The organism is Bacillus weihaiensis, from assembly GCF_001889165.1.
GTDB lineage: Bacteria > Bacillota > Bacilli > Bacillales > Bacillaceae > Metabacillus > Metabacillus weihaiensis.
Map to the genome: position 1 here is coordinate 4,095,001 of NZ_CP016020.1, position 24,998 is coordinate 4,119,998.

At 38.3% G+C, this 24,998-nt stretch carries 23 protein-coding genes, 2 tRNA genes and 1 rRNA gene (1 of these 26 running past the window's edge); all 26 read right to left on the reverse strand.

All coding sequences use genetic code 11. The features are described from left to right. Positions 1 to 1,470 (reverse strand): 16S ribosomal RNA (locus tag A9C19_RS19850); it reaches 81 nt to the left of the window's first position. A gap of 514 nt (positions 1,471 to 1,984) precedes the next feature. After that, on the reverse strand, positions 1,985 to 3,484 hold the full coding sequence (lysS, locus tag A9C19_RS19855) for a lysine--tRNA ligase (RefSeq protein WP_145925820.1): 1,500 nt from the start codon (positions 3,482 to 3,484) through the stop codon (positions 1,985 to 1,987). Between the two features lie 137 nt (positions 3,485 to 3,621). Beyond that, a complete protein-coding gene (dusB, locus tag A9C19_RS19860; protein ID WP_072581492.1) occupies positions 3,622 to 4,623 on the reverse strand; it encodes a tRNA dihydrouridine synthase DusB in 1,002 nt (333 codons plus the stop codon). Positions 4,624 to 4,651: 28 nt separating this feature from the next. Further along, complete coding sequence (locus tag A9C19_RS19865; RefSeq protein WP_072581493.1) at positions 4,652 to 4,855, reverse strand: helix-turn-helix domain-containing protein; 204 nt, start codon at positions 4,853 to 4,855, stop codon at positions 4,652 to 4,654. Continuing rightward, a complete protein-coding gene (gene folK, locus A9C19_RS19870) occupies positions 4,807 to 5,334 on the reverse strand; it encodes a 2-amino-4-hydroxy-6-hydroxymethyldihydropteridine diphosphokinase (RefSeq protein ID WP_072581494.1) in 528 nt (175 codons plus the stop codon). The genes A9C19_RS19865 and folK overlap by 49 nt, the downstream gene beginning before the upstream one ends. Beyond that, positions 5,331 to 5,693 (reverse strand): dihydroneopterin aldolase, encoded by a 363-nt coding sequence (folB, locus tag A9C19_RS19875; protein WP_072581495.1) that lies wholly within the window; start codon positions 5,691 to 5,693, stop codon positions 5,331 to 5,333. The genes folK and folB overlap by 4 nt, the downstream gene beginning before the upstream one ends. After that, positions 5,686 to 6,537 (reverse strand): dihydropteroate synthase, encoded by an 852-nt coding sequence (gene folP, locus A9C19_RS19880; protein ID WP_072581496.1) that lies wholly within the window; start codon positions 6,535 to 6,537, stop codon positions 5,686 to 5,688. Before folP ends, folB begins: the two co-directional genes overlap by 8 nt. Before the next feature lie 14 nt (positions 6,538 to 6,551). After that, positions 6,552 to 7,415: an aminodeoxychorismate lyase gene (pabC, locus tag A9C19_RS19885; RefSeq protein ID WP_072581497.1), complete on the reverse strand. Its 864-nt coding sequence runs from the start codon at positions 7,413 to 7,415 to the stop codon at positions 6,552 to 6,554. A gap of 2 nt (positions 7,416 to 7,417) precedes the next feature. Next, positions 7,418 to 8,005: an aminodeoxychorismate/anthranilate synthase component II gene (gene pabA / locus A9C19_RS19890; protein WP_072581498.1), complete on the reverse strand. Its 588-nt coding sequence runs from the start codon at positions 8,003 to 8,005 to the stop codon at positions 7,418 to 7,420. A gap of 10 nt (positions 8,006 to 8,015) precedes the next feature. After that, positions 8,016 to 9,434: an anthranilate synthase component I family protein gene (locus tag A9C19_RS19895; RefSeq protein WP_072581499.1), complete on the reverse strand. Its 1,419-nt coding sequence runs from the start codon at positions 9,432 to 9,434 to the stop codon at positions 8,016 to 8,018. A gap of 251 nt (positions 9,435 to 9,685) precedes the next feature. Then, on the reverse strand, positions 9,686 to 10,609 hold the full coding sequence (gene cysK / locus A9C19_RS19900; RefSeq protein ID WP_072581500.1) for a cysteine synthase A: 924 nt from the start codon (positions 10,607 to 10,609) through the stop codon (positions 9,686 to 9,688). A gap of 102 nt (positions 10,610 to 10,711) precedes the next feature. Next, positions 10,712 to 11,608 (reverse strand): peptidyl-prolyl cis-trans isomerase, encoded by an 897-nt coding sequence (locus A9C19_RS19905; RefSeq protein WP_072581501.1) that lies wholly within the window; start codon positions 11,606 to 11,608, stop codon positions 10,712 to 10,714. 27 nt (positions 11,609 to 11,635) lie between these two features. Continuing rightward, entirely contained in the window at positions 11,636 to 12,511 is an 876-nt protein-coding gene (hslO, locus tag A9C19_RS19910; protein ID WP_199445799.1) for an Hsp33 family molecular chaperone HslO, read from the reverse strand. Positions 12,512 to 12,538: 27 nt separating this feature from the next. Then, entirely contained in the window at positions 12,539 to 13,309 is a 771-nt protein-coding gene (locus A9C19_RS19915) for a type III pantothenate kinase (RefSeq protein WP_072581963.1), read from the reverse strand. Between the two features lie 252 nt (positions 13,310 to 13,561). Continuing rightward, positions 13,562 to 15,502, reverse strand: a complete 1,941-nt coding sequence (gene ftsH / locus A9C19_RS19920) for an ATP-dependent zinc metalloprotease FtsH (protein ID WP_072581502.1) — start codon at positions 15,500 to 15,502, stop codon at positions 13,562 to 13,564. 84 nt (positions 15,503 to 15,586) lie between these two features. Then, positions 15,587 to 16,126: a hypoxanthine phosphoribosyltransferase gene (hpt, locus tag A9C19_RS19925; protein ID WP_072581503.1), complete on the reverse strand. Its 540-nt coding sequence runs from the start codon at positions 16,124 to 16,126 to the stop codon at positions 15,587 to 15,589. After that, positions 16,123 to 17,532 carry a tRNA lysidine(34) synthetase TilS gene (gene tilS, locus A9C19_RS19930; RefSeq protein ID WP_072581504.1) on the reverse strand — a complete coding sequence of 470 codons (1,410 nt, stop codon included), beginning with the start codon at positions 17,530 to 17,532 and terminating at the stop codon, positions 16,123 to 16,125. The genes hpt and tilS overlap by 4 nt, the downstream gene beginning before the upstream one ends. A 141-nt stretch (positions 17,533 to 17,673) precedes the next feature. Continuing rightward, the gene (locus A9C19_RS19935; protein WP_072581505.1) at positions 17,674 to 18,717 is read right to left on the reverse strand and encodes a protein kinase domain-containing protein; all 1,044 of its coding nucleotides are present in this window, start codon (positions 18,715 to 18,717) and stop codon (positions 17,674 to 17,676) included. Next, positions 18,698 to 19,435, reverse strand: coding sequence for a VWA domain-containing protein (locus A9C19_RS19940; protein ID WP_072581506.1), 738 nt, complete (start codon positions 19,433 to 19,435; stop codon positions 18,698 to 18,700). Before A9C19_RS19940 ends, A9C19_RS19935 begins: the two co-directional genes overlap by 20 nt. A 197-nt stretch (positions 19,436 to 19,632) precedes the next feature. Continuing rightward, positions 19,633 to 22,101, reverse strand: coding sequence for a stage II sporulation protein E (gene spoIIE, locus A9C19_RS19945; RefSeq protein ID WP_072581507.1), 2,469 nt, complete (start codon positions 22,099 to 22,101; stop codon positions 19,633 to 19,635). A gap of 505 nt (positions 22,102 to 22,606) precedes the next feature. Next, positions 22,607 to 22,678: transfer RNA gene (locus A9C19_RS19950), tRNA-Glu, on the reverse strand. A gap of 9 nt (positions 22,679 to 22,687) precedes the next feature. Next, a tRNA-Met gene (locus A9C19_RS19955) sits at positions 22,688 to 22,764 on the reverse strand. A gap of 311 nt (positions 22,765 to 23,075) precedes the next feature. After that, positions 23,076 to 23,525 (reverse strand): S1 domain-containing RNA-binding protein, encoded by a 450-nt coding sequence (locus A9C19_RS19960; protein ID WP_072581508.1) that lies wholly within the window; start codon positions 23,523 to 23,525, stop codon positions 23,076 to 23,078. Positions 23,526 to 23,614: 89 nt separating this feature from the next. Next, positions 23,615 to 23,983, reverse strand: coding sequence for an FtsB family cell division protein (locus A9C19_RS19965; protein ID WP_072581509.1), 369 nt, complete (start codon positions 23,981 to 23,983; stop codon positions 23,615 to 23,617). 12 nt (positions 23,984 to 23,995) lie between these two features. After that, positions 23,996 to 24,631, reverse strand: a complete 636-nt coding sequence (gene yabQ, locus A9C19_RS19970) for a spore cortex biosynthesis protein YabQ (protein WP_072581510.1) — start codon at positions 24,629 to 24,631, stop codon at positions 23,996 to 23,998. Further along, on the reverse strand, positions 24,628 to 24,939 hold the full coding sequence (gene yabP, locus A9C19_RS19975; protein WP_072581511.1) for a sporulation protein YabP: 312 nt from the start codon (positions 24,937 to 24,939) through the stop codon (positions 24,628 to 24,630). The genes yabQ and yabP overlap by 4 nt, the downstream gene beginning before the upstream one ends. Between the last annotated feature and the right edge of the window lie 59 nt (positions 24,940 to 24,998).

Here is a 24,998-nt window from a genome sequence, read left to right on the forward strand (position 1 = left end):
CTGGCTCCTTACGGTTACCCCACCGACTTCGGGTGTTACAAACTCTCGTGGTGTGACGGGCGGTGTGTACAAGGCCCGGGAACGTATTCACCGCGGCATGCTGATCCGCGATTACTAGCGATTCCAGCTTCATGCAGGCGAGTTGCAGCCTGCAATCCGAACTGAGAATGGTTTTATGGGATTCGCTTAACTTCGCAGTCTCGCAGCCCTTTGTACCATCCATTGTAGCACGTGTGTAGCCCAGGTCATAAGGGGCATGATGATTTGACGTCATCCCCACCTTCCTCCGGTTTGTCACCGGCAGTCATCTTAGAGTGCCCAACTGAATGCTGGCAACTAAGATCAAGGGTTGCGCTCGTTGCGGGACTTAACCCAACATCTCACGACACGAGCTGACGACAACCATGCACCACCTGTCACTTCGTCCCCCGAAGGGGAACCTTCTATCTCTAGAAGTAGCGAAGGATGTCAAGACCTGGTAAGGTTCTTCGCGTTGCTTCGAATTAAACCACATGCTCCACCGCTTGTGCGGGCCCCCGTCAATTCCTTTGAGTTTCAGTCTTGCGACCGTACTCCCCAGGCGGAGTGCTTAATGCGTTTGCTGCAGCACTAAAGGGCGGAAACCCTCTAACACTTAGCACTCATCGTTTACGGCGTGGACTACCAGGGTATCTAATCCTGTTCGCTCCCCACGCTTTCGCGCCTCAGTGTCAGTTACAGACCAGAAAGTCGCCTTCGCCACTGGTGTTCCTCCAAATCTCTACGCATTTCACCGCTACACTTGGAATTCCACTTTCCTCTTCTGCACTCAAGTTCCCCAGTTTCCAATGACCCTCCACGGTTGAGCCGTGGGCTTTCACATCAGACTTAAGAAACCACCTGCGCGCGCTTTACGCCCAATAATTCCGGACAACGCTTGCCACCTACGTATTACCGCGGCTGCTGGCACGTAGTTAGCCGTGGCTTTCTGGTTAGGTACCGTCAAGGTACTAGCAGTTACTCTAGTACTTGTTCTTCCCTAACAACAGAACTTTACGACCCGAAGGCCTTCATCGTTCACGCGGCGTTGCTCCGTCAGACTTTCGTCCATTGCGGAAGATTCCCTACTGCTGCCTCCCGTAGGAGTCTGGGCCGTGTCTCAGTCCCAGTGTGGCCGATCACCCTCTCAGGTCGGCTACGCATCGTTGCCTTGGTGAGCCGTTACCTCACCAACTAGCTAATGCGCCGCGGGTCCATCTGTAAGTGATAGCTAGAAGCCATCTTTCAATTTCGAACCATGCGGTTCGAAATGTTATCCGGTATTAGCTCCGGTTTCCCGGAGTTATCCCAATCTTACAGGCAGGTTACCCACGTGTTACTCACCCGTCCGCCGCTAATATCAGGGAGCAAGCTCCCATCAATTCGCTCGACTTGCATGTATTAGGCACGCCGCCAGCGTTCGTCCTGAGCCAGGATCAAACTCTCCAATAAAGTAGTTTGACTTGCTCATGTTTTTTGTACTATATAGTACGTTTTGTTGATTTTTAAAATCAACGTTTGATACGCTTGGTTTTGTTTAGTTTTCAAAGATCATTTTTGTTTGAAACAACTTTATTATAATAACAAATTCAATGTGTTTTTGTCAACATCTTTTTTGTTATTTTTTTAAGTTGTTGTTGCTTGTCTCTCAGCAACGTATTCTAATATAACATCTAGTTTTTATTAACGCAAGCTTTTTTCTTAAAAAATATGATTTCTTTTTAATTGTCTAACCAAACTATTGGATTAAGTTGATCTAACTATTTACAATTGTCGATTGCTCTTAAGTAGTAAGCTATAAGGTTATCTATAATACTTATATAGAAACTCAAGGAATATATATTCAGGGAACTATCTTTTTTAAATGCGATTGCTTCCCCTTCATCAGGAACTGCGCTTTGTAGGTATATAAGCAAAGAAAAAGCTTGATTCCCTTCTATATAGAAAGAAATCAAGCTCATTATATTTATTTATGTCTCATTTGAGGGAAGAGCAGTACATCACGAATAGATGGAGAGTTAGTTAATAGCATAACTAAACGGTCGATCCCAATACCTAAACCACCTGTAGGAGGCATACCGTACTCTAAAGCTTCGATAAAATCCTCATCCATCATATGGGCTTCATCATTTCCTTGTTCACGCTCTTTTAATTGTCCTTCAAAACGTTCTTTTTGATCAATAGGATCATTTAACTCTGTGAATGCATTTGCATGTTCACGGGCAACAATGAATAACTCGAATCGATCAGTAAAACGTGAATCATCATCATTCTTCTTAGCTAATGGTGATATCTCAACTGGATGACCATAAATGAATGTTGGTTGAATTAACTTCTCTTCCACTTTCTGTTCAAAGAATTCATTCACAATGTGTCCATATTGCATATGTTCGTTAATCTCTACATTGTGCTCCTTAGCTAATTCGCGAGCTTCTTCAACGCTCATTTCCTTCCAAAAATCAGCACCTGTATATTCTTTAATCGCATCAACCATATGAAGTCTTGTCCATTTAGGCTCAAGATTCACTTCGTACTCACCGTATTGAACAGTTGTCGACCCAAGAACTTCTTTTGCAATGTGAGCAATTACATTTTCAGTTAATGTCATGATATCTTGGTAGTCAGCATATGCTTCATAAAGTTCAATCATTGTGAATTCTGGGTTGTGACGTGTAGAAATCCCTTCATTTCTAAATACGCGTCCAATTTCGTATACTTTTTCTAAACCACCAACAATTAGACGCTTTAAGTGAAGCTCAATGGCAATACGCATATAAAGCGGCATATCTAACGCATTATGATGGGTGATGAATGGACGTGCAGAAGCTCCACCAGGAATAGAATGCATAGTTGGCGTTTCAACCTCTAGGTATCCTTGGTCATCTAAATAACGTCTCATCGCTTGAATGATTTTACTACGCATTATAAACGTTTTTTTACTGTCAGGACTCATAATTAAATCAACATATCTTTGACGATAGCGTTGTTCGATGTCTTTTAGACCGTGAAATTTATCCGGTAATGGACGTAAAGATTTTGTTAACAAATCAAAAGAAGTTACTTTAATTGATAACTCCCCAACTTTTGTTTTAAAGACAACTCCTGTTACGCCTACAATATCACCTAAATCAGCTGTGTTGAAAACCTCATATGCTTCGTCCCCTACAGCATCTTTACGTACATAAATTTGTATTTGGCCAGAAAGGTCTTGGATATGAGCGAATCCCGCTTTTCCTTTTCCTCGCTTTGTCATAATACGTCCAGCTATTGTCACTTCTATTTCTTTTGCTTCTAGCTCTTCTTTTTCAAGGTTTTCATAAGCAACAATGATCTCTTCGGTTTGATGTGTTCTTTCAAAACGTTTACCGAATGGATCTAGACCTTTGTCACGTAAGTTATGTAATTTCTCTCTTCTTACCTTCAGTTGATCGCTTAATTCCTCTTGATTCATCTCTTCTTGACTCACAATTAACACTCCAATCGCTTCCCATTATTATCTAAAGCCTATGTTTACCACAAAATAGCTAGCGAATCTTAATTTATCCTACCCTATCTGATAGGGTAGGAGGAATACTGCAAAAGTATCTAGCAGTATCCCCCATCTTATCCAACTTGACTATCATTCACTTGCTTTGCTTCCATTTCTAAAACAAATTCGTCTATCAGGTGAACAAACTCGTCCCTTGTATTCATTAGATTCACTTCATTTCTAACCTTCGCATTCCCTCTAATACCTTTCAGATACCATGCAGCATGCTTTCTCATTTCGCGCACAGCAACCTTTTCAGTCTTTAAGTCGATTAAGCGATCTAAATGAAGCTTACATACTTCCATTTTCTCACGCACATCTGGTTCACCCATTAATTCACCGGTCTCTAAGTAGTTTACAGTACGATAAATCATCCACGGATTACCTAATGCTGCTCGTCCAATCATAACACCATCTACACCTGTTTCATCTAACATACGTTTTGCTTCTTGTGGAGTTGTTACATCACCATTACCAATGACAGGAATGTTAACAGATTCCTTTACTTCTTTAATGATATCCCAATTAGCCGTACCTTCATACATTTGTACACGTGTACGACCATGGAGAGCAACAGCCTTTCCTCCAGCACGTTCTACAGCTTGAGCATTTTGCACAGCAAAAATGTGCTCATCATCCCAGCCCATACGCATTTTAACAGTTACTGGTTTATCAACAGCTTCCACTACAGCAGAAACCATATCATATATCTTATTAGGATCTAATAGCCATTTAGCACCTGCATCACACTTTGTAATTTTAGGAACCGGACAACCCATGTTAATATCAATAATATCAGCTGTTGTATTTTTATCAACAAATCTAGCAGCTTCCACTAACGTATCTTTTTCACCACCAAAGATTTGTAGACTCAGTGGCTTCTCTCGCTCATCAATATAAAGCATTCCCATCGTTCTTGCATTATTAAGTAAGATTGCTTTATCACTAACCATTTCCGCACATACTAAGCCAGCACCAAATTCCTTGACTGTCAAACGGAATGCAGCATTACATACCCCAGCCATAGGCGCAAGTACAACGCGATTCTTCAATTCAATATCACCGATTTTAAACACGACGAATCAACCTCCTCCCCTTTTTAGTTTATCTTGGTGTAAGCTCTTCTACAGAGACATTAAGAGCCTTTGCTACTTCTTCAATAAATTGCTGATTAGGTTCGCGATTACCTCTTTCTATTTCTCCTAAAACCGAAACGGATATCCCAAGATCCTTCGCAAAACTTTCCTGCGTAAAGCCTTTTAATTTCCTAAAAGCGCGAATACGTCTACCCCACTTTTCTGCTTCCATATCCGTACTCCTTCTTTATCATGTAGTTGTTCTATGATCGCATAAATTGGTTTTTCTATAGTAGGAATGCAAAGATCATTTTGTAGTTCTGCTAACGGTATTAGCACAAATGCCCTTTCATGCATTCTCGGGTGAGGAACAATTAGTTGTTCTGTTTCAATATTTTCATGATTAAATAGCAAAATGTCAAGGTCTAAAGTTCGGGGTCCCCATTTTACCACTCTTTTTCTATTTAATGTTTCTTCTATTGTTTGAAGCTCCCCTAATAGCATAAATGCTGTTAAATCAGTACTTATTTGAATGACCATGTTTAAAAACTGATCTTGTTCAGTGTAGCCAACCGGGTCCGTTTCATAAATAGAGGAAATTTTTTCTACAACCGTACCTTTAAGCTGATGAATGTATCCAATTGCACTCATTAAATATTCTTCTCGATCACCCATATTAGATCCTAAAGCTATAAAAGCTATGTTCGTCATACTCTACCCCTTCTTATCTCTACCGCTACATTTTTATAATGACCAGGGATCGGAGGATCAGGCTTTATCATTTTAACTGTACAATTTTGGATAAGTGGAAAATCTGATAATATTCTTTGAGAGATTCTTTCTGCAACTGCTTCAACTAAGTTGAGTGGCTTCCCTTCCACAATTTCCTTGCAACAATTATATAAAGACGCATAATTAACTGTTTGATTTAAATCGTCATTTTCTCCTGCACTCTTCAAATCTAATTCAACTATTAAGTCAACCCTAAATCTCTGACCAAGTTTATTCTCCTCTTGGTAAACTCCATGGTAACCGTAGAATTCCATTCCATTTACATAGATTTTATCGATGATTACTCATTCCTTTCCCAAGCATCGCATCCATCATCTTGGCCATTCTCGCCATCTCTAACACATCATGTATTCGGATAATATGACATCCCTTTTCTATTCCTAAACAAACAGTAGCACCCGTCCCCTCTACACGCTCGGTAGGCGGAAGATCAAGAATGTGCCCTATGAAGGATTTCCTCGATGTTCCAAGTAACACAGGATAACCAAGTTGTACAAATGCATCCAAGCTTCTCATCACTTCTAAATTATCATCCATTGTTTTCGCAAAACCAATTCCCGGATCTAAAATGATTTTATCATCCTTAACACCTGCATTTTTTGCAATGGTAACAGACTCCATTAAATCAACCATCATATCCGGTATTAATTGCTCATAATGTCGATCATCACGATTATGCATGAGGATAATCGGGACATCGTATTTCGCCGCTACAGAAGCCATATCAGGATCAGCCTTTGCTCCCCATACATCGTTGATGATAGAAGCACCAGCCTCTATCGCTTGTTTTGCAACCTCTGCTTTATATGTGTCAATTGAAATTGGGATATCGATCTCATTAGCCAGCATGGATATAACAGGAAGAACACGCTCTAATTCCTCCTCCATGGAAACCTGCTTAGCTCCTGGGCGTGTGGATTCCCCACCAATATCAATAATGTCAGCTCCGTTTTCAATCATTTCCTTTGCATGGTGTAGGGCTTTGTTGATATCAACGTAGCTTCCACCATCAGAAAAAGAGTCTGGTGTTATATTTAAAATACCCATAATGAATGTTTTTTCATTAATATTTAACGAGTATTTACCTGCTTTAATTTGCCGTTTATTCGTTACTATACCCATTCATCCTCAGCCCTTTACAGCTCTTCTATACTTAGTAGTTTCTTTCGATTTTGCCTATATAACTCCGTTAACTTTTTAACAATTATACCATCATTACCTTGAAACAACCTGTCATCCACTTTCTTTATGGATACAATTTCTTGTGAGGAATTCGTAATAAAAACTTCTGACGCTCCTAAAAGATCTTCTGGATTATACAAACCTTCTTCTACAGCCACTCCCATCACTCTTAAGCATTTTATGACAAATTGTCTTGTAATGCCATTTAGAATGCCTGTTTCCAAAGCAGGTGTATAGACCCTATTGTCCTTCACCCAAAAGATATTTGAGACAACACCCTCTGCCAAAAACCCCTTCTCTGTAAGAAAAAATCCTTCGGCTTCTGGAGTGTTCTGAATTTCCCTTTTTCCAATAATGTTATTTAAGTAGTGATGAGACTTTATTCGGTAAGGACCCTCAGGTGTATTTCTCGGAGTCTGAAGAATTCTTGCATCCTTTTCTATTGGTTCAGCTACAGAAGGAGCTCCTCTTAAAAAACAAAGAATATTGGGCGTTTGATAGGTTTGGGCAAGCTTCCCCACCTCACCGTTACCTGCTGAGATATTCAGACGGACTGTTACATCTTCACCCTGTAAATGATTAAGGTCCACTAATTTTTGAAGCATATGGAAGATCTCTTCCCTATTTATTTTATACGATATCCCTAGTTGGAACAGGGCTGCTTGAAGTCTTTTTAAGTGGTCGTTTAATAAAAAAGGAAAACCATTATACATTCTGAACGTCTCAAAGGCACCTAATCCATAAAGAAAGCCATGATCAAATGGAGAAATCGTGGCTTCTGTGTCTTTTATAAACTCTGAATTCATAAAGATAATCATAATTATTTCTTTTCTTCTACTAACCGATAGTGATTAATAAAGTTTTTTAGTAAGTCTTTTCCGAAGGTTGTCATAATTGATTCTGGGTGAAATTGAACACCTTCAATTGGCAACGTTTTATGGCGAAGCGCCATAATTTCATTGTCGTCCGTCCAAGCTGTAACTTCTAAGCAGTCTGGCAAGGTCTCATTTTTCACGATAAGTGAGTGGTACCGAGTTGCCGTAAACGGATTATCCATCCCTTTAAAGATTGTTTCTCCATTGTGATGCATCTGAGAGGTTTTTCCGTGCATAAGACGCTCAGCACGAACCACATCCCCGCCAAAGACTTGAGCGATTGACTGATGCCCTAAACAAACACCAAAGATCGGGATCTTCCCAGCAAAGTATTCAATTGCAGCCATACTAATTCCTGCTTCATTTGGACTACATGGACCTGGCGAAACCATCAAGAATTGTGGATTAAGCTCCTCTATCTCTTCAAGTGTAATTTCGTCATTTCTCTTTACAACAAGCTCTTCCCCTAATTCCCCTAGGTACTGCACTAAATTAAACGTAAATGAATCATAATTATCAATCATTACTATCACTATACTCACCTCAACCTAATATTTTCTCTGCTTTACTCATCTCAATGGCCTTCACCATTGCTCTTGCTTTCTTTAATGATTCTTTATATTCAAATTCCGGATTAGAATCTATGACGATTCCTGCTCCAGACTGAACATATCCATATCCATCTTTAGCGTATAAAGTACGGATCACAATGTTCAGCTCCATATTTTCATCAAAGCCTATCCAACCTATTGAACCAGTATATATACCTCTTCTTGTCGGTTCAAGCTCTTCAATAATTTCCATTGTTCGAACCTTTGGCGCTCCTGTTATTGTACCACCAGGGAAGGTTGCTTTGATAACATCAGAAAAATTCGCATCGTTTCTTAAAGTCCCTTGGACGTTTGACACAATGTGCATGACATGTGAGTATTTTTCAATCACCATGAATTCATTCACATGAACAGACCCATATTCACATACACGACCTAAATCATTACGTTCAAGATCTACTAGCATGACATGCTCCGCTCTTTCTTTCTCGTTTTCGATCAATTCGTTTGCAAGCTTTGCATCTTCTTCTTCATCCAGTCCCCTTGATCTAGTACCAGCAATGGGACGGGTACTTACAGCTCGCCCTTGCTTTTTCACTAGAAGTTCTGGTGAGCCACTCACAATTTGAAACTCCGGATCATGCATATATGCCATATAAGGAGAAGGATTTAACTTCCTAATAGCTTCGTAAATTTCAATCGGATGAACTTCGAGCTCAAAATGCTGCCTAATGGATAGATTCACCTGAAAAACATCACCTTGGGAGATATAGTGCTTAATTCTCTCAACTGCATCGGTAAAACCAGCTTTCGAGAATGAAATAGGTTCTTTTACACCTTTTCTCTGCTCATATGACCATTTATCTGAGTGTAGATGAGGTGTTGTCCAACTCACTTTCAGATTTTCAAGCTTCTGCTGCGCTGCTTTCATTCCATACTCGTCATAGTAATGTGTGATTAACCATAGCTTGGAGGTCTTATGATCATAAATAGCAACATCATCAAATAGTAAGAAATAAAGATCTGGCGTTTTCAGATCATCTTCTGCTATTGATGGCATTTTCTCAAAATGCCTAACACAGTCATAGCTGAAAAAACCAATTGCTCCACCCTGAAAATCCGGTAAGTCTGGATTAGAAACGGTTTGGTATTTTTTAAACCATTCTTGAAATAAATCAAGCAGCTTACCCTCCAGCTCTACTTGGCCATCTTCATCTGAAATAATGAGATGATTTCCTTTTCCTCTTACAGTTGCAATTGGTGTTATACCCGCAATACTATACCTTCCACCGCGTCCACTTTCTAAAAATGCATGTTTTTCTTTATCCCAAGTCAGTTCCTTGTACTTAGCAAAGAATTCATCAGCTTGATAATCAAAATTTACACTTAAAGAAGTCCTTCTTTGATGCATACGAAATCTCTCCTTAAAAAACTCTTACGTCTATTTTACATAATTGTAAAGAAGATATCATATAAATTTCGTTTTTTCCAATGGAATTTAACTTCTGAATACCTATAACAAAAAACAACTATAGTCTTTATCTGCTCCAAATAAAAAGAAGATGGATACTCACTCTATTGTGGTATTCATCTTCTTCTATTCTCCAACTCGTCTAGTCGGTAAAACCTAACGAATTAGCTCATGTAACCTTATGTGATTAATTAATCAAATTGATATAGTGGAGTACTTAAGTAACGCTCTCCGTTACTTGGGATTATAGCTAAGACTTTTTTTCCTTTTCCTAGCTCTTTTGCTACCTTTAATGCCGCAAAAATAGCTGCGCCTGATGAAATTCCACCAAGAACACCTTCTTCACGAGCAGCCCTTCTAGATGTTTCAAAGGCTTCCTCATTCTTAACTGTAATGACTTCATCGTATACGTTCGTATTTAAGATATCAGGAACAAATCCTGCGCCGATCCCCTGAATTTTATGTGGTCCCGGTTTCCCACCAGATAAAACCGGTGAGTCAGTTGGCTCAACTGCAAAGATTTTTATAGAAGGATACTGCTCCTTTAAGACAGAACCAGCACCTGTTATTGTGCCTCCCGTTCCGATTCCAGAAATAAAAGCATCAAGCTGGTCGCCCATCTGCTCTACAATTTCCTTCCCAGTCGTTAAACGATGAATTTCAGGATTTGCTTCATTCTTGAATTGTTGAGGCATGAAGTATCCGTGTTCTTTTGCAAGTTCTTCTGCTTTACGGATAGCTCCTCCCATACCTTCAGCACCAGGAGTTAAAACAAGCTCAGCACCGTATGCACGTAATAGATTTCTACGCTCCATACTCATTGTGTCAGGCATAACTAAGATTGCTTTAAGACCTTTAGCAGCAGCAACCATTGCTAGCCCTATACCAGTGTTTCCACTTGTTGGTTCAATAATTGTGGCGCCTTCTTTTAAATCTCCCTTTTTCTCAGCTGCTTCAATCATCGCTAAACCAATACGGTCTTTTACACTACTACCAGGATTCATGAACTCAAGCTTTAGATAAACATCTGCACTTTGGTCATCTACAAGTCTATTTAGCTTAACAATTGGTGTTTCACCGATTAATTCATGAATTGAATTTGCTACACGTGCCATTACAATTCCCCCTCTATCCCGAGTAAATTTATTGGATTTATAAGTAATATAGCAATTCTTTTCTTAATTGTCAAAACTTTTTACCTATATTAAACTTAAATTTTATTCGCCTTCATAGAACCAAGTGACCCCAATTTCCTCCCATAGAGGCTCTACACTAACCGATCCTTCCATCTGCTCTAAGGCAATTTGTCTTCGAATTTGCCCTTTAACATCATCATAGCTGTAGCTTTTTCCTTCTAACGTTTCATGTAGAAGAATAACAGCATATCCTGCATCAACCTTTATAGGTTCACTCCACTCACCCTCTTTAAGAGTAGGAGCCACTTTCAAATAAGCAGCAGGTACATATTCATTTTGGGTCGAAATAAATCCGATATCTCCACCCTGATTTGCCGTAAACTCATCAATGGAAGTTTCTAAGGCTAATGCTTCAAAGCTCGAACCGCCTTTTAATTCTTCTTCAATGACTTTAGCTTCATCCTCTGTCTTTACGACAATATGTGAGAGATGGTAGGAGGTTTCAATATTATAAAGATCAGCATTGTTATCATAAAACTTCTTCATTTCTTCTTCAGAAACCGATACATCTTTAGTTAATAGCTCCTCTAAAAGAATACTATAACGTATTTGCTTCTCCCAATTACCTTCATCTCCAAAATGCTCTTCATCTAAAGAATTGTACATCGATTTGTAAACTGCAAGTTCACGTTGAATCGTGTCTTCAGAAACTTGTATATTGTGTTTTTTCGCTAACTCTTCAACAACTTCAATATTGACTAGTTCTTTTAAAGTATCTCTTCCAAAACGCTGTTCAAGTTCTGCTAGCCATTCTTGTCTAGTAATCGTTTGGTCACCAATAGTAGCAATAATTTCATTTTGTTGGTCGTCTGCTGAAACAGGAATAGTAGCAGGCTCTTGTAGAACAAAGTATCCTACCGTTACACAATTTATGATAATTAAACCTATGATAATACTCCAAAGTGATTTACTTTTCATTTCCTCCAACTCCCGGTAGCCCCATTTTTATTTAGCTTCTTGAAGTAAATTCTCTAAGTCTTCTCTTGAAAGAACGTATTGTTCATTACAGAAATGACATTGAGCTTCAGCTTGTCCTTCCTCTTCAATCATCGCTTGGATTTCCCCTTTGCCTAAGCTAATAATTGCATTTTCAATACGTTCCTTTGAACATTGACACTTAAAGGCTACAGGTTGTTTCTCAAGGATTCTTACATTCCCTTCTCCTAAAACCTCGTTTAGAATTTCTTCAGGAGATAACCCTCTTTGAATGAGCTTTGAAATAGGTTCTATCGTATTTAAACGTTCTTCAATTGTAGCAATTGTTTCATCATCTGTTCCAGGCAGTAATTGAATGATAAAGCCACCTGCTGCCAATATCGTGTTATCCGGATTAACAAGTACACCTACACCCACCGATGATGGCACCTGTTCTGATGTTACTAAATAATAAGTAAAATCTTCTCCTAATTCACCAGACACAATTGGAACCTGTCCGGAAAAATGGTCTTTCATCCCTATATCCTTCACAATTGTTAGGTTACCATCAGTACCTACTGCTCTAGCAACATCTAATTTCCCTTTATCATTTAAGTCAAAATGAGTTTGAGGATTCGTCACATAGCCTCTCACTTCCCCTTTAGCATTACTGTCAACAAGAATAGCCCCGATTGGACCACCACCCTCAACTTTAACAGTTAGCTTCGCATCTCCCTTTAACATCGACCCTAATATAACGCCTGCTGTCATTGAGCGACCTAACGCTGCAGAAGCTGTTGGCCATGTTTGATGCCTTTTCTGAGCTTCCCCGACCGTATCTGTTGTTTTTGCTGCATACGCACGGACCTTGTTATCAAAGGCCAATGCTTTTACTAAATAATCCATGATGCAAACCTCCATTAGTCTGTTATCTTACATTGTAGTATTTCTTTTATAAATAAGCTGCAATCCTCTAAGAGTTAAAAAAGGATCAACAATATCAATACATCCAGATTCGCTTGCTATAAGTTTTGCTAAGCCTCCTGTTGCAATTACTTTAGGTGGTTGTTTAGATTGTTCTTTCATTCTTTGGACAATTCCCTCAACCTGACCAACATAACCGTATAATATTCCTGCTTGCATAGCACTTACTGTATTTTTACCAATTACATTATCAGGTCTTGTAATTTCAATTCTTGGTAGCTTCGCAGCTCTTGAATACAAGGCTTCCGTGGAGATATTTATCCCTGGTGCAATTGCTCCGCCCATATATTGTTTATCCTCATTCACATAACAATATGTAGTTGCCGTACCAAAATCAACGATAATAAGAGGACTTCCATAATCTTGAATACCAGCAACAGCATTCACAATACGATCTGCACCCACTTCACGTGGATTTTCATATTTAATATTTAGACCCGTTTTAATTCCTGGTCCCACTACTAACGGCTTGATGTTAAAATATTTCACACACATTCTTTCGAGTGGAAACATAATAGGAGGAACGACTGAAGAGATAATAATTCCCTCTATTTGTTGAAACGATAAGTTTACGTGCTCAAACAAATTTTTAATTATCATTCCGAATTCATCTTCCGTTTTATTTCTACTTGTCTCTATTCGCCAATGATGTTTCAATTCATCTTTTTGATATACACCTAGAACAGTATTCGTATTCCCTACATCCAATACAAGAATCAACATGATCACCACTTTATTATTGTCTGTTATATGTCTCTTTCCATACTTATCTATTTTATCACAAAGTTTCATTCCTACCAGCATTCAAGGCCTTGACCTAGACACAAGTACCTTGAACAATCTTTGGGCTTGATTTTTGCGAAAAGTTTCCTCAATCGATGTATGTGACGTTCCCTAAGGACGAACAAAAAGACCAATGACGATTTGTAATGTCATTGGTCTTTTTTCCAAGCTACTAGTTAGCTTATGAAACTATTCTTTATCAGAGGCAGATGGATCTTCCTCTTCTTTTTTCGTTTGAATATTTACTTTCACATCGTCTGTCTTGTCATCGCTAGCTGTCTTGCTCTCAACAACGACTGGACGTTCCGGAAGTTTCCCCTCTTCAACAAGGCTCTTAATCTGAGCAGCATCTAACGTTTCCACATCTAATAATGTTTGGGCAACTAGTTCTAACTTTTCACGATTTTCAGTTAGAATTTGACGAGCTCTCTCATAGCTTTCCTTGATGAATCGTTGAATTTCCATATCAATTTCATGAGCAATCGCGTCACTGTAGTTCTGCTCGTTATGAATGTCACGCCCTAAGAACACTTGACCGCCTTGAGCTTGACCGAATTGAAGTGGTCCAAGCTTCTCACTCATACCGTATTCAGTAACCATTTTTCTTGCGATTCCTGTTGCTCGTTGGAAGTCATTATGCGCTCCAGTACTTACTTCACCGAAGACAATTTCCTCCGCTACACGCCCACCAAGCAGACCTGTAATTTTATCAAGCAATTCTGGTTTTGTCATAAAGTAACGGTCTTCCTTAGGAAGCATAACTGCATATCCACCAGCTTGACCACGAGGGACAATTGTTACTTTATGTACCATGTCTGCCTCATCAAGAACAGTACCTATAATTGTATGACCTGCTTCATGATAGGCAACAATGTTACGTTCTTTCTTAGAAATAACACGACTTTTCTTCGCAGGACCTGCAATAACACGGTCTGTTGCTTCATCAAGGTCAGAGTTATCAATTTTCTTTTTATCTTGTCGAGCCGCTACAAGAGCTGCTTCATTTAATAAGTTTTCTAAATCTGCACCTGAGAATCCAGGAGTTCTAGCGGCAATCGCTTTTAAATCAACAGATTCATCTAAAGGCTTGTTACGAGCATGTACTTTTAGTACCGCCTCACGACCTGTTACGTCTGGTCGGTCAACCGTAATTTGTCTATCAAATCGTCCCGGACGTAATAATGCTGGATCAAGAATGTCTGGTCTATTTGTCGCAGCAATGATAATAATTCCTTCATTTGCTCCGAAACCATCCATTTCAACGAGTAATTGGTTTAATGTTTGTTCACGCTCATCGTGACCTCCACCTAAACCAGCTCCACGTTGACGACCTACTGCATCAATTTCATCAATGAAAATGATACAAGGTGCATTTTTCTTCGCGTTTTCGAATAAATCACGAACACGTGACGCACCGACACCAACAAACATCTCTACGAAATCAGAACCACTAATAGAGAAGAACGGTACACCTGCTTCACCAGCAACAGCTCTCGCTAATAAAGTTTTACCTGTTCCCGGAGGTCCATTTAACAAGACACCCTTCGGTATTCTTGCACCTAACTCTGCGAATTTGCGTGGGTCTTTTAAGAATTCAACAACCTCTACAAGCTCTTGTTTTTCTTCATCAGCACCTGCTACATCTTTAAACTTCACTTTTTTCTTTTCCTCACTATAAAGCTTTGCTTTACTTTTACCGAAGTTCATTACACGGCTACCACCGCCTTGAGCTTGGTTAAGTAAGAAGAAGAATAAGATAAAGATGATAACAAATGGAATGATTGAGGTGAAAAACGTCACCCATCCACTAGTTTCCTCAGCAGGAGCAACATCTAATTCTTTAATATCACCTGCTGCTTGGTCAACGCGATCCAATCCTTGTTCAGTTGGTATATATGTTAAAAAGGTTTCATCTTCAGTATAATCCTTTAATTTACCTCTAACTTCGAATACACCACGAACAGGTTGAACAGTCATTTCCGTTACATTCCCATTATCTAATTCAGAAATGAACTTATTGTAAGTAATTTGCTCTGTCTTCGGGTTAGCACCTGTAAAAAAGCTAACTACCCCAATGATGACTAAAAATATAAGTAAATAAAATATGGTATTACGGAAGATCCGATTCATTCCTTACCTCCTCCCACAGTAAACGCGACTGGTTAAAATAGTATCATAGAAAATCATGGTAATACAACAAATTAGCTAAATACATTACTTTTGATAAACTTCTGGTTTTAGAACGCCGATATACGGAAGGTTACGGTATTTTTCAATATAATCAAGACCGTATCCAACAACAAATGCATCTGGAACTTCAAATCCTACGTAATCTGCCTCGATATCTGCTTTTCTACCCGTTGGTTTATCTAAAAGTGTAACAATTTTAATGGATTTTGCTTTACGATAACGGAATAATTTCACTAAATAGCTAAGTGTTAAACCACTATCAATGATATCTTCAATAATTAAGATATCTCTACCCTCAACGGAAGTATCTAAATCCTTAATGATTTTAACTTCTCCAGAAGAAACTGTAGATGTACCATAGCTAGAAACATCCATAAAGTCCATTTCTAAATATGTATCGATGTTTTTAAGAAGGTCTCCCATAAATGGCATTGCACCTTTTAGTACACCAATAGCAAGAGGAAAACGATCTTTATATTCCTCTGTTAATTCTTTCCCTAACTCTTTCACTTTTTCTTGAATCTGTTCAGACGAAATTAATACTTCTTGAATATCTTGTCTCATGAATGTGCGCCCCCTAGAAGATCTAAGCTCCTTAATTGTAATAATACAAATTCACCCTTTTGATCCCACTCATCCTCAAAAACAGATTTTTTTAGACCTGGTATCCAAAGGATGTTTCCATTCCCATCTTCTACAATCGGCCATGAATGTCGGCTATGTAAGGATATTTTCGCATCAATAAATATATCTTTTACCTTTTTTCTTCCGTTCATGCCCTTCAACTTCATTTTATCTCCCTGTTCTCTTGTTCGAACAATAAGAGGCTCATTTATCGCTTCATATCTCATTAAGAACACATCATTTCCCTTTAAATCAAAAGGTTGATCTGTCAATAGACTAGAAGTGATAGTAAAGCCATTAGGAAGTACGAGCCTCGATGGGATTTCCAACTCAAGTTGATAGCTTTCCGTTTGACTATGCTCAAAAGTAAACATACATATGTTATATGATTTTATCACCTTTAGACCATTTGGAAAGTCAAGTTCTCCCGAAGGATGTTCTTGTGAGAGCAAGGTCTGTAAGCTCTCTATATGTATTGAAGAAAGGGAAGATGGAATATATTTATATAGATAGTTTAATATTAGTTTAATCCCTCTTCTTTGTAAAGGCAAAGGTAGGTTTAAGAAGCTCTTGATATCAATCTCCATACCCGACTTTTCATTTCTTTTGATTACTGTATTCATATGTTGCTCAGTTAATACCTGTAAATACGATTCGTCCTCTAAAAAGGTTTCACTAAAATAGTGAAATCTTTCATGAACTAATGGATTTTCCGCTTTCAAAAAAGGTAAAACAAATTTTCTAAAGCGATTTCTTGTATAATCTGTTTTCTCGTTACTTGGATCATGCCTAGGTAGTAAACCATGTTCATGACAGTAGGTTACGATTTGATCCTTCGTTTGCTTTAAGAAGGGTCTAATCAGATACCCACGATGAAAAGGACGAGATACTTTCATGCCTGCTAAGGATTCGCCTGAAGCTCCTCTAACAAGCCTCATTAAGATTGTTTCAATCTGATCATCTGCATGATGACCTAACGCTAAATAGGTAGCGTGATGTTCATCCATCACATTCTTATAAAATGTGTACCGGCATTCACGAGCTGCTACTTGGGGACTAAGATTCTTCTCTACTGCATACTTGCTCACATTTACCTGTTTCGCCACACATGTAATTGAGTTTGCAGCACAATAGTTCATCACAAAGTCCATTTCTTCCTTTGATTGCTCTCCTCTAAACATATGGTCAAGATGAGCTGCTACAAGATTTACTCTCCATTTTTTTTTATAATGATGTAAAAAATGAAGAAGAGCCAAAGAATCAGGTCCACCTGAAACTCCAACAACAACCGTAGCTCCTTCTTTAATTAAGCATTTTTTCTCAATAAGGGTATACGCATCCTTCAAGAAATTTCCCCTCTTTGGATAATGTAATGGTACATCTCTATCCTACCATTAATTAACGACAAACCACAAAAAAAGAAGACGTCGTTCACATTATAAACAAATAATTTCTAATAAATGACAATCTCTTTGTTTTCTACACGATTATAAGAGGATGTGATAAACGTACAAGGAGTAGATAACAAACACACTAATGAGAATAATCAAGGTTTCTAAAAAGCCTGAAGATTTTCTTCGTTTCTTTTTTATCACGACTTGGCTTCTTGTTTGAGTAGATTTTGCCCTTTTCCTTAAAGATTGTGATTGTTGCTTTTTGCTCGTTTTTTGGGGGATATGAGTTCGGTAGGTTTTAGAAGAAGAACGTGTTTGAGATTGATTTTGCTTCGTTCCCTCAGACAATAGCTTAATGAAATCCGATTTCATATCCAGAGCACTTTTGTAATTCCCCAATATAGCCTGTTTTAAAACGTCTTTATGTTTTCGCAAATATGAATGTTGATCAAAAAGGGAAAGAAGCTGCTCTTTTCCATCAACGTCACTTCTTTTAGAAAACCGTTTCGGATATGCTGCATTGACCATAATCATTGCAACAGCAAATAAATCATACGATGGCTCTGCTTTTCTTGTCCCCATTCCCCAGTATCCGCGATCAAAAAACTCTGTAAACTCTTTAATGGACCTGCCTTGTTGAGTGGTCCCACCGACATCGATACATCTTATTTTTGGTGGGGGACCTGAAATAATCAAATTATCCGGCTTTAAATCACCAAATACCCAGCCTTCCTTATGTAAACTATCTAAGTTTGTCAAAAGCTGTAAGACCAAAACATCTGTCCATTCGATTCCTCTTTCATTTACGAATTGAAGGAGATTGTGACCCTCAATATACTCCATTACATAAAAGGAAAGAAGCTTTTGTGACCCTACTTTAACATCATCTACATCTAACAAAGAAGGCCCAAGTGAATGACCTTGGACCTTTGAGAAATGCTTCAGCACATTTGTTTCTGACGTAATCGCCATACTGTTTTCACTAAGCTTAACCGCTACTTTTCCTTGCCTAGAATCCGCCAAGAAAACATTACCTGTTGCCCCTTGTCCAAGAAGCTTAATAATTGTATAAGAGTTTCCATTCCACTTTCCTAGAATCTTTGTACCGGGTGAAAAATTACATGCCTGATTCATCATAGTACTCTTCTTCACTTCTTAATAAATTCTTTAAAGAGCGTTTCTTTTTAAATTGCTTAATTGCTTCTCTGATTGCAGGTCCAGTTGGCGTAATGCCTCCTGTCGATAGCTTAGGAAAAATAGAAGACAATGATTCAAGTTTTGGAGTCCAATCAAGGACCCTCTCCACTTCTTCCTTTTTCCCAGGAAATACTGAGACAGAGAAGAGATTTTTACCCATTCTTGAGTTTAATGTTATCGAAAGATCTAAAAGAGACTCTTTCACAGTTGGAAGCTTCGGTTTCATACTAGCACTTGTATCAACTAGGATAAGAATCTCAACACTTACCGTTTCTCCAAGCTCATCCACAACTTCCATTACCTCTCCTCGTTTTTCTGGAGGTAATTCCTCTAAAGAAGTGCTTTTCCCAAGAATTTGTTGTAATTCTTTATTCACTACCCCTTGAATTGTTTGTGTCATGGCTTTTCTCGTTACATGTTGAACCGTTTGCGATAGCTGATGGGCATATACAATTTGATGCACACCACCTCCAGACATCGCAATCCCTTCAATTTCTCTCATAGATTCTTGGTCAATTACGTTCTCTTCCATAATACCTATTACATTTACAGTAATCCCTTGCTCTTGCGCCAATGCTGCCATTGCAATAGGATCTTCCCCTTGATTTGAGTATCCATCAGTAAGTAATAAAATCTGTTTTAAGTTACCCTTCTCCATACTTTCCCTCCTATAGAGATAACAGATCTCCATATTATTCCCTTTAAACTTAAGTCTAGAGGGAGTACCCTCTACTCGACTTTGAAAGGTATACATGAAAATGACTATTACCATACTCTCCAAAAGGGACTTCTTTTATACTATAAAAAGAATAAGATTTTAAGGATAATAGGCTACAAATTTCCCCAGAAATTACTTTATCCTATTTTCTTTGAAACAGGAATTGTCGCCCATTTAGGTGTGTTATGCTCTATCGCAGACACAACGACAGTCATATCGTCTTCAATCTTGCCAGACCTTGTACGGATAACCTCCTCCATAATTAAATCAGCTATTTCCTGAGGATCCTCTGTCTTCATTTCACTTATTTTACGTTTCATCCATAGATCATAGTTTTCAACGTGCTTTGGCCCTTCAAATATTCCATCACTCATCATGATTAGGAGGTCACCCGCCTTTAGCTTCTCCCCCACAACGTCTACATCAAAATCATCAATAATTCCCATCGGCAAATTACTAGCCTGGATTTTGATGATTTTTTCTCCGCGTTTCACAAAGCTAGGGGTTGATCCAATTTTTAAAAATTTGCTATTCCCATCCTGGAGATCAACTATAGCTAAATCTAAGGTTGAGAAAATTTCATCTGTTGTTCGCAAAGATAGAATTGAATTAATTGTCTTAATAGCCACCTTTTCTTCTATACCAGACTGAAGAATTTTTTGTAAAAGTTTAATGGTTTCATTACTTTCGAAATGCGCTCTCACACCGTTCCCCATTCCATCACTGATGGCCACAGCATATTTCCCAAGACCTAATTCAATCATTGAATAGCTATCACCTGATACTAACCCTCCACCTTTTGCTGCATGTGCCACACCTGTTTCAATTCTGTACTTCTTAGCTGAACCAAACGATACGTGGCAGTAACCATTTGGATAATGAGAGCACTCTTCATTTTTCACAATGACAGATTCATTCAGAATGTCAGATAACATGGGTGCAATGATTTTTTCACATTCCCCATGACCATTACAAAAAGGAATACTCATCTCTATATCAACATTCCCTTGCTCTAAACTGAAAATATCAACATTCACAATTTCAATACCGAAGTTTTGCAAGGCATCTAAGATTTGTTCTTCTTGAACAAAATGATTTTCTCTTTCACGTTTTATTTCCTTTGATAGATCATCCATTACGTTGGATACGCCTAAAAGCTGTTCTGCTACCAATCTTCTACTTTCCTGAACTTCACGTTTTAATTTTTGATTTGCTTGGAAGTAGTTAATTTCCTGCTCAATCGCTTCCTCTACCTTTCCAGACTTTGAACAATGGCGTTCAAAATCTTTTTTCAGCTTCATATTGTGCTTGTACGTATTTTGTTTATTTTCATGCATAATGTTCTGCATCAACTCATATGTTTTATCAAAGTTCTCCACCCAGCACTTTTCTTTTTTAAAACAATGCTGACATGTACTTTCCGTAATACTACTTAAAAACAAATCGGTTTCTCGCTGCTCTTCATTATTCTCATCCTTCTCATAGAAGGTAGCAAAGCTTTCAGATAGAGCATGAAAAACTTGAGAGAACTGTTCTACACGATTCGCAGTGACATCACGAATTTTCCGAACATATTGTTGCTGTTCTTGTGCATGCTCATTCGTTCCTGGAATATGCTTCGCTAATTTTCCTGTAATTACCTTTGGTGTTAAAAGAAATAAGACAATGGCAATCATGGATTCTACTAGAGTTGTCATTAAATCGGCTGTCCCTTGTCCATATAGGGAAATAAGTACAGATCCAACTAGTAGTCCAATTGCCGTACCAAGCTTCTGTCCTTCCCTTAACAACCCCCCTAATAATCCAGAAAACGCTAGTAGACTCATCTGATATAAATTACCGACATTTGCCAAGCTAAGAATAAGACCCGTTACAACACCAACCGTACATCCAATACTTGAGCCACCAATAAAGGCAAATAACAATACAACATAACGAGAAAAAATATGCTCTAATTGAAGGGTCTGGTACGATACACCCACAAGTCCTGTCATAACAGAAGCTAGTAAAATCATGATGCAAATAATTTCCTCAATCTTCAAGGATTGCTTGTACTTTCTTGCAGAAATTAGTGGAATGCTTTGGAGAAATATAAGGGTCAAAATAAAAGATAACCCCGCTTCTACTCCCGCCATCATATAATCATATAATGTCAAAGAAGATTTCATCATATAGGTAAACCCAATTCTCGTTAACGCAACACTTAGTAAGACGGTAAACGGAAGAGCCTTGACTTGGTCACGAAAAATTGCAGATGATATGCGATTCACAAGACCAAAGCCAATGATAGAAAGCATAATAAGTAAAGCTACTTCAAAGGAAATAGTCAGCCCTCCACCTATTAGCGAGACCCCTGAGAGAAAGGCCTTATCCTTCTTCATTAAGAAAACCGCTGCAAAGAACGGTAAAGCAAACGGAAGCACTTCAGATAAAATGATTGCTCGTCCTAATAAAAATCCGATAATGGCATAGATCAGACCTTTATGTAAGAGAAAGAGCTGTATACGAGAAGAGATTCGATGAAAGAAACGATTAACCATTTGATGGGTTTTTTCCATACCGAAATCAGAAATTGGTTCCATTAACCTTCTTTCTACTTTTTCCATGATTTTCATTCCCCCACTTATTCATATTGCTTGTAATTATATCTGAGAGAGAAAAAAGATTTTGTCAAAAGAAGGTAGTAATCCCCTAAAACAGTTCGACTGTTTTTGAAAAAACCGACAAATATCTAATCAATATGAAAAGATTCTTCAAAGCTCACGTCGAAAAGAGGTTTTGTTGGTCAATTGATGATTACATGATTTTTCTAGCGAAAAGACCACACTTGCGATCATAAGCCTTTTAATCACTCGCTAATAACAAAGGAGTTTGAGGATGATTTAACATGTCATGGATACCATCTACCAAAAAGCCGCATCAAGATGGAATACGATATCGTTCTTTCTACTACCTAGGTAAGCAAGAAAGAAAAGAGCTTCTCTCTATATAGTGAGAGCAAAACCTTGGATCCAGTGGGAAACCCACACTTTGACTTTATTAGGAAATCAGCAATCTTTACGAAAATAGCACAACAAAAAAACTAGTTGCCATTGCAACTAGTTTCTAATATGACCCGTACGGGATTCGAACCCGTGTTACCGCCGTGAAAGGGCGGTGTCTTAACCGCTTGACCAACGGGCCTAAAAATTATGGTAGCGGCGGAGGGAATCGAACCCACGACCTCACGGGTATGAACCGTACGCTCTAGCCAGCTGAGCTACACCGCCATGATAGTATAAAACGCTCCTTGTTTAAAACCATGCTCGTCATGTCTCTTGTCAGACACATTCCTCGCAAGCCTACTAAGAAGATTATTCATGTTGCTTACGGCTCGCTCTAATCAGTGTTTAAACCAAAGCCTTCGTAAAATAAGCACAAAAACTATAATACAACCGAAATTCTATTTCGTCAATAAAAATTTTAAAACGTACTAATATAAGGATCCCTATACATTTCATCACCCTGAATAAATCCTAAAAAAAGGAAAACACCTCATTGATGTTTTCCCAATCCGCATCATGTATATGAAAGCAGCAAGTTATCCTCTACGAGCTCCACGACCGCCGCGTTTAGATTCCGTGTTACGTTTAAGTGAAGATAAACGATCTTCACTATCTTTTAAGAAACGACTCATCTTTTGTTCGAAGTTTTCTTTATTATTCATGTTATTATTTCGGAAATCATTTCCTCTTCTTGGGCGATCTGAATTTCTAGGACGTTCGGAGCGTTCCGGACGCTCTGGGCGTTCTGGGCGATCTATTGCCTTTTTAATGGATAAACCAATCTTACCATCGTTTTCAACGTTGATAACTTTTACTGTTACTTCATCACCGACTTTTAAGTGATCATTAATATCCTTCACATAATTATCGGCTACTTCACTGATGTGTACGAGACCTGTAGAACCACCTGGTAGTTCAACAAATGCTCCAAAATTTGTAATGCCCGTCACCTTACCCTGTAACTTGCTGCCAACTTCAATCGACATAAAAATAATGCTCCTCCTTAAACAGATAAAAAATCAATCAAATCTTTATATGTTATTATACATAAATAAAAAATCGAGTGTCAACAAGGCTACTCTTTTATATTGAAGATGATTTCATTATCATCTGATAAAAAGTAGTCTCTTCTTGCAATTTTAGCGATATATTCATCATCGTTTAATTTCACAATTTCTTCTCTTAGGATCTTTTCTTCCTTCTGCAACTCTGTTAACTGTTGCTCAAGCTCCTCTTGTTGTTCGATCTTTTCATTTATCGCTTTCGATTGACTAAACATGGTGGTGAATATAACGGATGAAGCAACGATAGCAATGATCCCAAACATAGTAAGCCTTCTAAACAAGCCTTTTTTACGACGACTCGCCAGCTGTTGTTGTTTTTCCTGCTCCATCATATATTGTGATTGTAGTTCCGTTATTTTTTTAGACCTTTCGAGACTCATTGTTAACCCTCCTTACTTCTTCCTTATCCTGTTCCACCATTGTTTTACTTTATTTGTTTTATTCTTTATTCTTCTCAAAATTCCTGCTAATTTTTGTATATTTGAAACAAAGTTATTTCTTATTACTCTAGGAACTAGTTTCCACAGTAATCTTAAAATGAAACGTACTGGTGCTAAAATAATTTTAGCCAATGAGTAGATGAATTGAAAAGCCCATTTTACTATACTCCATAAAATTTTAACAATGCCCAGTAAAAAAACAATAAGTAACTGAACTAGTCCAACAATTGGCCGAATAACAACAAGCTGTCCTAGCCTAATGACTAAGCGGTACACACGAATACTCATTTGGATCATGCGGTCTAAAATATGAAGATACACCGATTTTAGTAAACTCTGGTATGCAGCATATCCACATAGGACAGCAAGGAAGATATATACTCTAAGCTCTCCTTCATTTACAAGTAAGAGCACATAAAAAAGTATGAGGCCTTGTACAATCCAAAACATGAGATCATTGATAAATACTACCCATCTAGCTCTTAATGGCCGCTTTAAAAAGCGACCATAAGTGTCTAGACCTGCTCCCATAAAACTTCCCATGCCAAACATTGCGAGCATTGTATAAAACTGGGTTGTTAGACTCATTTAAATAACTTGCTAAAGAGCCCTTTAGCTTTCTCCGAATGCTGGTCATCTAAATAAATAAGGTCAAAGATTCGGCTTCCCTTTATTGAAACAATCCCCTTATCTACATCCAAATTCTTCATCTGTAGGTTTTGACCTCGAATGGCTAGTGCACCCATTACAGTCTCAAGTAGAAACTCTTCAGTATCAAAGCTTTCAACTTGCTTAACACCTGTAATTTCTAAAAGCTTTCTACCTCTCATAATGACGTCGTGCTCTTGAATCGTCCCTTTATGAACAGATGAATGATTATCATAGTATTGGTCCATGTTCTACCTCCGCATTAAGGATTTTCTACTTCATGTTTATGTCAATCCTATGCGATTTA

Excerpts from the sequence above, each read along its gene's own strand:
- ftsH (WP_072581502.1), bottom strand. The coding sequence starts at position 15,502 with ATGAATCGGATCTTCCGTAATACCATATTTTATTTACTTATATTTTTA.
- A9C19_RS19965 (WP_072581509.1), bottom strand. The coding sequence starts at position 23,983 with ATGAGTCTCGAAAGGTCTAAAAAAATAACGGAACTACAATCACAATAT.
- yabQ (WP_072581510.1), bottom strand. The coding sequence starts at position 24,631 with ATGAGTCTAACAACCCAGTTTTATACAATGCTCGCAATGTTTGGCATG.
- A9C19_RS19940 (WP_072581506.1), bottom strand. The coding sequence starts at position 19,435 with ATGGAGAAGGGTAACTTAAAACAGATTTTATTACTTACTGATGGATAC.
- A9C19_RS19935 (WP_072581505.1), bottom strand. The coding sequence starts at position 18,717 with ATGATGAATCAGGCATGTAATTTTTCACCCGGTACAAAGATTCTAGGA.
- cysK (WP_072581500.1), bottom strand. The coding sequence starts at position 10,609 with ATGGCACGTGTAGCAAATTCAATTCATGAATTAATCGGTGAAACACCA.
- A9C19_RS19960 (WP_072581508.1), bottom strand. The coding sequence starts at position 23,525 with ATGTCGATTGAAGTTGGCAGCAAGTTACAGGGTAAGGTGACGGGCATT.
- hslO (WP_199445799.1), bottom strand. The coding sequence starts at position 12,511 with ATGGATTATTTAGTAAAAGCATTGGCCTTTGATAACAAGGTCCGTGCG.
- pabC (WP_072581497.1), bottom strand. The coding sequence starts at position 7,415 with ATGATTATCTTTATGAATTCAGAGTTTATAAAAGACACAGAAGCCACG.
- folK (WP_072581494.1), bottom strand. The coding sequence starts at position 5,334 with ATGACGAACATAGCTTTTATAGCTTTAGGATCTAATATGGGTGATCGA.
- yabP (WP_072581511.1), bottom strand. The coding sequence starts at position 24,939 with ATGGACCAATACTATGATAATCATTCATCTGTTCATAAAGGGACGATT.
- A9C19_RS19865 (WP_072581493.1), bottom strand. The coding sequence starts at position 4,855 with ATGGAAGCAGAAAAGTGGGGTAGACGTATTCGCGCTTTTAGGAAATTA.
- A9C19_RS19895 (WP_072581499.1), bottom strand. The coding sequence starts at position 9,434 with ATGCATCAAAGAAGGACTTCTTTAAGTGTAAATTTTGATTATCAAGCT.
- hpt (WP_072581503.1), bottom strand. The coding sequence starts at position 16,126 with ATGAGACAAGATATTCAAGAAGTATTAATTTCGTCTGAACAGATTCAA.
- folP (WP_072581496.1), bottom strand. The coding sequence starts at position 6,537 with ATGGGTATAGTAACGAATAAACGGCAAATTAAAGCAGGTAAATACTCG.
- spoIIE (WP_072581507.1), bottom strand. The coding sequence starts at position 22,101 with ATGGAAAAAGTAGAAAGAAGGTTAATGGAACCAATTTCTGATTTCGGT.
- A9C19_RS19905 (WP_072581501.1), bottom strand. The coding sequence starts at position 11,608 with ATGAAAAGTAAATCACTTTGGAGTATTATCATAGGTTTAATTATCATA.